At 70.0% G+C, this 6,576-nt stretch carries 7 protein-coding genes; 2 read left to right on the top strand and 5 right to left on the bottom strand.

Annotated features, from left to right (window positions below; genetic code table 11):
* Both AB4112_RS33460 and AB4112_RS33455 read left to right on the top strand, forming a co-directional pair.
* Positions 1-204, top strand: a 204-nt coding sequence (locus AB4112_RS33460) for a hypothetical protein (protein ID WP_441716919.1), incomplete at its 5' end; no start/stop codon positions are given.
* A gap of 447 nt (positions 205-651) precedes the next feature.
* A complete protein-coding gene (locus AB4112_RS33455; protein ID WP_309792098.1) occupies positions 652-1,587 on the top strand; it encodes a LysR family transcriptional regulator in 936 nt (311 codons plus the stop codon).
* On the opposite strand, the gene AB4112_RS33450 is transcribed toward AB4112_RS33455, so the two are convergent.
* From AB4112_RS33450 to nikC, 5 genes are read right to left on the bottom strand one after another with little or no spacing between them, the layout of a single operon-like run.
* Positions 1,482-2,945, bottom strand: a complete 1,464-nt coding sequence (locus AB4112_RS33450) for an MmgE/PrpD family protein (protein ID WP_441726363.1) — start codon at positions 2,943-2,945, stop codon at positions 1,482-1,484. The genes AB4112_RS33455 and AB4112_RS33450 overlap by 106 nt on opposite strands.
* Before the next feature lie 14 nt (positions 2,946-2,959).
* A complete protein-coding gene (locus AB4112_RS33445; RefSeq protein WP_309792096.1) occupies positions 2,960-4,012 on the bottom strand; it encodes a serine hydrolase domain-containing protein in 1,053 nt (350 codons plus the stop codon).
* Positions 4,009-4,797, bottom strand: a complete 789-nt coding sequence (locus AB4112_RS33440; protein WP_309792095.1) for an ABC transporter ATP-binding protein — start codon at positions 4,795-4,797, stop codon at positions 4,009-4,011. Before AB4112_RS33440 ends, AB4112_RS33445 begins: the two co-directional genes overlap by 4 nt.
* A complete protein-coding gene (locus AB4112_RS33435; protein WP_441726358.1) occupies positions 4,794-5,660 on the bottom strand; it encodes an ABC transporter ATP-binding protein in 867 nt (288 codons plus the stop codon). Before AB4112_RS33435 ends, AB4112_RS33440 begins: the two co-directional genes overlap by 4 nt.
* The gene (gene nikC, locus AB4112_RS33430; RefSeq protein ID WP_441726355.1) at positions 5,653-6,573 is read right to left on the bottom strand and encodes a nickel transporter permease; all 921 of its coding nucleotides are present in this window, start codon (positions 6,571-6,573) and stop codon (positions 5,653-5,655) included. The genes AB4112_RS33435 and nikC overlap by 8 nt, the downstream gene beginning before the upstream one ends.
* Positions 6,574-6,576 lie beyond the last annotated feature (3 nt).

The raw sequence follows: 6,576 nt of genomic DNA, 5'->3' as shown, positions 1-6,576 counted from the left end.
ATCCCGTTGGACAAGCTGCAGGCATCGACGCCCGCCGAGCGCAAGCATGGCGTCATCGTGGTCCACGAGCGGCCGGACGGCAGCTACGGCGTCGTCATCGGCAAGCGCTGCCTCAGGCTGCTACAAGAGCTTCACGGACGCGACCTGATCCCAGCCGACACCCCGGTTCAGTGCCTGGTCCTGGACGAAGGCGGGGATCGGTGACCGGTGTCCGGCCAGAAGTCCGCCACTCCGAGCTGTCGTTCGGACGTGGCCGGAGCGCGCCGATTCTCTTGAAAAAGTCGGAGCGCCATTTCCGCGCGCAACAAAGAGACTAAAAGTAGGCGGCCGAAGCACTAAAAGATGCTATATGGCGGCCGGATCTGCAGCAAACTTGCTCGATTTTGCACTCCAAATAGTCGTTCGGGACTTTTTCAACGATATCCGCCATATCCGGACAAGGCCCAGACGTCCCAACACCGGACATTGCCCATCGCGGCGGAATCCACTGCTTTCCGGCTGCGTTGCGCGGGCTTAGGTTTCCATAGGCGGCCACCGCACTCGGCTCCTATCGGTGGACGGGAGCTCTGTGGCCGCTCTTTCCGTCGCGCCCCGGCCCGTCCTGTCGGGATCGCGTGCGGACCTGCCCCGAATTCCAAGCGGAGGCCCTTGATGGAAGTCAAATGGCTGGAGGATTTCCTCAGCCTGTCCGCGACATCGAGCTTCTCCCGCTCCGCGGAGGAGCGACGGGTCACGCAATCGGGCCTGAGCCGCCGCATCCGGCAGCTCGAGACCTGGATCGGCGTGCCGCTGTTCGATCGCACCAGCTATCCCGTCCGGCTGACCGCCGAGGGACAGGAGTTCCTGCCGCGGGCGCGGAAGATCCTGGACCTCGTGCTGCAGACCCGGGCCGACCTGCGCGATCGCCACGCGGCCACTGCCGACGTGGTGACCTTCGCGACGCTGAACACCCTGTCACTGACCTTCTTCCCGAACTGGATCCGGCGCATGGAGGAGTTGGTCGGGCCCACGCGGACCCGCTTTTGCGAGACCCGGTCGACCTTCGCAGGCATCATCGCAACGCTGATCGACGGGCATAGCGACTTCTTGCTGACTTATGCCCATGACTCGGTGCCGCTGATGAGCGAGCTGGCCTATTGCGAGCACTTTCACCTGGGCGAAGAGCGGGTCATCCCGGTCTCCGCACCCGATGCACGGGGCTCGCCGCGGCATGCGATCGAGGCCGGCAATGGGCCCATCCAATATCTCAGCTACGGCAGCGGCTCCTTCTTCGGCCATGGCCTGGTCAAGCTGTTCATCGAGCGCCCGCTGCCGCTCGCGGTGGTCTACGAGAACGCCATGTCGGCCGCGCTCAAGGCCATGGCCCTGGCCGGGCGCGGCCTGGCCTGGATCCCGGAGAGCCTGATCGCAGAGGAACTGCGCTCCGGCGCCCTGGTCCGGGCCGGCAGCCCGTCCTGGACACTCGACGTGGAGATCCGCCTCTATCGCACCTCCGCCGCCAGCCGCCCCTGCGCCGAGCGGTTCTGGTCCGCCGTGCCCGACTCGCGCGAGACGACGCCCCCGCCCCGCCGGGCCTCGGTCGCCTGACCGGCCAGCGCCAGCGCCGGTTCGAGGAAGGAGAGATCGGCCTGCGCGTCCAGCCGGTCGAGGCGGTCGTGGAGGCGGGTGGTTCCGGACGCGTCCAGCACACCGCGGCAGCAATCGGCGAATTTGGCGCGGCGGTCGGCGTCGTCGAAAGGATCGGTGATGGTGCCCTTGGCCGCGGCGCGCTCGCCCGGCAGCACCCGGCCATCGGCGAGACGGATGGTGACCCGGTGCGGCAACGGCCGCCCGGCCGCCCGTTCCGCCTCCGCCGAATGGGCGGTCATGGTGATGCGCGGCAGCAGGGCGCGCGCCGCCTCCGCCCCCACAGCCGCGGCCGTGAAGTCCGACAGCTCCAGCCGGTCCTTCAGCAGCGCCAGGGCGACGCAGTACTGCATCGAGAAGCGCGCCTGCATCTCGTCCGCGGGATCCGGATAGGCCAGGTTGCGCTGGTTGACGAGGCCGACCAGGGTCTCGACCGCCACCACCTCGGCCGCCGCGAAACCGTGCTGCGCCTTGAGGTCTAGGACGATGTCGACCGCGTTGTGGGTCGAGCCGCAGCAGGGATGGCGCTTCGGCATCAGCCCCTCGCTCTCGATCACATGCGGTGCGCCGATCGCGACCCCGTCCCAGCCGGCGGCGTCGGGCCCGCCGAACAGCTCGCGGAAGCCCTGCGGTGCCTCCAGGATGTCGGTCCGGCCGGTCATGCCGCAAGCCGCCAGCGCCGCCGCCTCGACCGCGTTGCGCGCGGCCAGCCCGGCATGCAGCGGCTTCGCCGGCGTGCCGAACTGCCCCTTCACGCCGGAGGCCATGCTGACCGCCAGGCTCATCGCCCGGGCGATGCCGGCTTGGTCCAGGCCGCACAGCCAGGCGACGCCCGCGGCGGTGCCGATGCAGCCGACGGTCGAGGTGGCATGCCAGCCGGCCGTGTAGTGCGACGGGTTGACCCCGCGCCCGACCGCGGCCTGCGCCTCCAGCCCGACCAGATAGGCGTCGACCAGCGCCCACCCCGACGCGCCGCGGGCCAGTGCCGGGCCCAGCAGCGCCGGCACCAGCACGGCCGAGGCGTGGCTGCAGCCCGGGCGGAAATTGTCGTCGTAGTCGAGCGCATGCGCCGCGGTGCCGTTGACCAGGGCCGACAGCGCCTCCGCCGCCTGCCCGCCGCCGACCACGGTGCAGCGCGGCCCGTCCGCGATCGAGCCGGCGAAGGCGGTGCGGACTGCCCGCACCGCCGGATCCCCTGCCCCGGCCAGCATGCAGCCGATGGTGTCGGCGATGGCGTGGTGGGCGCGCTGGCGGGCGAGATCGCCGAATCCGACCCCGGATCGGCTCCAGCGCGCGATCGCCTCGATGATGCCGGCCATGCGGGCCCTCCGGTCTAAGCGGCCATGCCCGCCCTGCGGGCGTCGAGGATCAGGGCGAGCAGCCGGCCGAACTGGAACCGGTCGATCTCCGGTCCCCTCGCCGCCCCGTCGATCTTTTCAGTGTCGGCGCGATGGACGATGACGAGGTCCAGCGGCGGGATGACGACGCAGACATGGCCGCCGGCGCCCTGGGCGCTGTAGGTGCCCTCGGGCACGATCGCGCCGGGGAAGGCAATGCCCTGCCGTGCCACCCACCACATATAGCCATAGGCGCCCCGTGCCCCCGCGTCGGAATAGGGCAGCACGCTGGCCGCCGCCCAGCTCTGCGGCACCACCTCGCGCTCGCCCCAGCGGCCGTCGCGCAGGAACAGCAGACCGAAGCGCGCCAGGTCGCGGCTCGACATCCGGAACGGATAGGCCGGATGGACCGAGCACGGGTCGGGCTGCAGCCAGCCATCTTCCCGCTCCGCATCGAAGCGGAAATCCTGCATGCCCAGCGGCGCGGCGATCCGGTCGCGAAAGGCGGCGTGGATGCCGAGGCCGGTCCGCTGCGTGTAGATCGTGCCGAGCGCGTTGAAGTCCCAGTTGCTGTAGCACCACACCGTGCCCGGCGCGTGGGCGTGGCGCGGCGGCTTCAGTGATTTCATCCACGCCGTCTCGTAGCCCGCCGGGTGGAAGATGCCGGACCGGGCGGTCAGCAGGTCGTAGACCGTCGCCTGCTTCTCGCGCTCGCTCAGCCCCTCGCGGTCGTCGATGCCGAGCGCCGCCAGGGTCAGCGACAGGTCGATGGTTCCGTCGCCCTCATGCGTGCCGATCAAGGCGCTGAGGAAGCTCTTGCGCATCGAATGGCACGGATAGTGCCGGGTGACGTCGCCACGGCTGGCGATCACCCGCCCGCCCTGCACCAGCATCAGGGCGGCGCTGCCGATGCGGTCGGCATAGGCCCAGACCCGGTCCAGATGGTCGAGCGACCAGCCGGCTGCCCGGATGTCCTCGACCATCTCCCACTCGGCGCCGGGCCAGGGGTCCGCTTCGTCGGTCGTGGCGACGCCCGCATCCCACATCATGCCACCGCCCCCTCTTCCACCTCCGGCGCCGGCCGGTAGCCGGTGCTCGCCTCCAGGAAGCCGCGGGTGTAGTCGTCCTGCGCCTGGCGGGCGCGGACGCCCTGTTCCGTCATTTCCTCGACGATGCGGCCGCCATTCATCATGGCGATGCGGTCGCACAGATGGGCGATCACCGGCAGGTCGTGGGTCACCATCAGATAGGTCAGGCCGCGCTCGCGCCGCAGCGCCTTGAGCAGGTTCAGGATCTCGGCCTGGACCGAGACGTCCAGCGCCGAGGTCGGCTCGTCCAGCAGCAGGATCTCCGGCTCGATGATCAGGCTGCGCGCGATGGCGACGCGCTGGCGCTGCCCGCCCGACAGCTCATGCGGATAGCGGTAGCGGAAGGCACGGCCGAGGCCGACCGCGTCGAGCGCCGCGTCGATCCGCTGCTCCTGCCGGTCGAAGCCGTGGATCCTGAGCGGCTCGGACAGCACGGCCCGCACCATCTTGCGCGGATGCAACGAGGCATAGGGGTCCTGGAACACCATCTGCACCCGGCGGAAGAACGCCTTGTCGCGCTTGCGCGGCACCTCGCGGCCGCGGAACAGGATCGACCCCTGATAGCCGGTGTTGAGCCCGGCCAGGGCGCGCAGCACGGTCGACTTGCCGCAGCCGGATTCGCCGATCAGGCCGAAGGATTCACCCTGCTTCAGGACGAAGGACACGTCGTCGACCGCGGTCATCGCCGCGGCGCCGGAGCCGAAGGTGACGCGCAGGCCGATCGCCTCGAGGATCGCGTCGGTCATGCCGCGGCCCCCGCCTGGAAGGTCGGGCCGTCGAGCCAGGCCGGGTCGCGGCTGGGCACCTGCAGCGTGTCGACCGGCCGGTCGAGCTGCGGCAGGCTGTCGAGCAGCGCCCGGGTGTAGGGATGCTGCGCCCGGTGCAGCTCCTTCGCCGGCAGATCCTCCATGATCCGGCCGGCATACATCACCAGCACCCGGTCGCAGAAATCGGCCACCAAGTTGAGGTCGTGGCTGATGAACATCAGCCCGGTGCCGCGCCGGGTCACCAGCTCGTCGAGGATGGTCAGCACCTGCCGCCGCACCGTGACGTCGAGCGCCGAGGTCGGCTCGTCGGCGATGATCAGGTCCGGCTCCGGGATCAGCATCATCGCGATCATGATGCGCTGGCCCATGCCGCCCGAGACCTCGTGCGGGAACAGGCGGAAGACGCGCTCGGGGTCGCGGATATGGACGGCGTCCAGCATCTCCAGCGCCCTTGCCTGCGCCACGCGCGCGCCGACCCGGTGGTGCAGCCGGTAGGCCTCGGTGATCTGCCGGCCCACCCGCATCAGCGGGTTCAGCGAGAATTTCGGGTCCTGCAGGATCATCGAGATGCGGTTGCCGCGGATCGCCCGCATCCGCCGCTCCGAGGTCGTGAGCAGGTCGATGCCGTCAAAGGCGAGCCGTTTCGCCGTCACCCGCGCCGCCTTCGGCGTCAGCTTCAAGACCGCCCGGCCGGTCAGCGATTTGCCGGAGCCGGATTCGCCGACGATGCCGACCTTCTCGCGCCCGACGGCGAAGGAGATGCCGCGCACCGCCTGGATGGTGCCGCGGCCGCCGGAGAAGTCGATGCGCAGGTCCTCGACTGTGAGCAGCGGGTCAGCCATGGCGGGGATCCAGGATGTCGCGCAGCCCGTCGCCGAACAGGTTGAAGGCCAGGCTGGTGAGCAGGATGGCACAGCCGGGGATCGCCGCGATCCACCAGCTGGTCAGCACGAATTCGCGGCCGCTGGACAGCATCGCTCCCCATTCCGGGCTGGGCGGCTGCGCTCCGAGGCCGAGGAAGCCGAGCCCGGCGGCGGTGAGGATGATCGCCGCCATGTTGAGCGTGACCCGCACCACCACCGAGGGCAGGCACATCGGCACCACATGGGACAGGATGATCCGCAGCGAAGACGCGCCCTGCAGCCGGACCGCGGCGATGTAGTCGGAGGACCGGATCGACAGCGTCTCGGCCCGGGCCAGCCGCGCGATCGGCGGCCAGGCGGCCAGCGAGATGGCGATGATCGCGTTCTGGATGCCGGGCCCCAGCGCGGCGACGAAGGCCAGCGCCAGCACCAGGCTTGGGAAGGCCAGGAAGATGTCGACCACGCGCATCAGCACGATGTCGACCCAGCCGCCGAGATAGCCCGAGGTGGTGCCGATCAAAAGGCCGATCGGCGCCACGATCAGCGCCGTCAGCACGGCGATGTAGAGCGTGATACGGGCGCCGAAGACGATGCGGCTGAACACGTCACGGCCGAGCTCGTCGGTGCCGAGGAAATGCGCGGCCGAGGGCGGCTGCAGCCGGGTGGCGAGATCCTGGGCATTGATATCGTGCGTCGCGATCAGCGGCGCGAACACCGCCATGAACGCGATCACCAGCAAGATGACCAGCCCCAGCAGCGCCGGGGGGTTGCCGACCAGCCGCAGCAGCTTGAGCCAGAGCTGCTGGGCGCGGGCCTGCATCGGCGAGGCCGGGACCGGGGCGTGCAGCCAGGCCCTGATCGAGCTGGTGCGAAGGGCGGTGTCGCTGGGCATGTC

Origin of the sequence: Inquilinus sp. 2KB_23 (genome assembly GCF_052115705.1) — a bacterium.
In the GTDB taxonomy this organism is placed as follows: Bacteria; Pseudomonadota; Alphaproteobacteria; order DSM-16000; family Inquilinaceae; genus Inquilinus; species Inquilinus ginsengisoli_A.
Note: the sequence above shows the minus strand (reverse complement) of the source record. Positions and strands in the feature narration are given on the sequence as shown.

What these genes read in the sequence shown, in the direction of transcription:
- AB4112_RS33455 (WP_309792098.1), top strand. Translation starts at nt 652, where the DNA reads ATGGAAGTCAAATGGCTGGAGGATTTCCTCAGCCTGTCCGCGACATCG.
- AB4112_RS33450 (WP_441726363.1), bottom strand. Translation starts at nt 2,945, where the DNA reads ATGGCCGGCATCATCGAGGCGATCGCGCGCTGGAGCCGATCCGGGGTC.
- AB4112_RS33445 (WP_309792096.1), bottom strand. Translation starts at nt 4,012, where the DNA reads ATGATGTGGGATGCGGGCGTCGCCACGACCGACGAAGCGGACCCCTGG.
- AB4112_RS33440 (WP_309792095.1), bottom strand. Translation starts at nt 4,797, where the DNA reads ATGACCGACGCGATCCTCGAGGCGATCGGCCTGCGCGTCACCTTCGGC.
- AB4112_RS33435 (WP_441726358.1), bottom strand. Translation starts at nt 5,660, where the DNA reads ATGGCTGACCCGCTGCTCACAGTCGAGGACCTGCGCATCGACTTCTCC.
- nikC (WP_441726355.1), bottom strand. Translation starts at nt 6,573, where the DNA reads ATGCCCAGCGACACCGCCCTTCGCACCAGCTCGATCAGGGCCTGGCTG.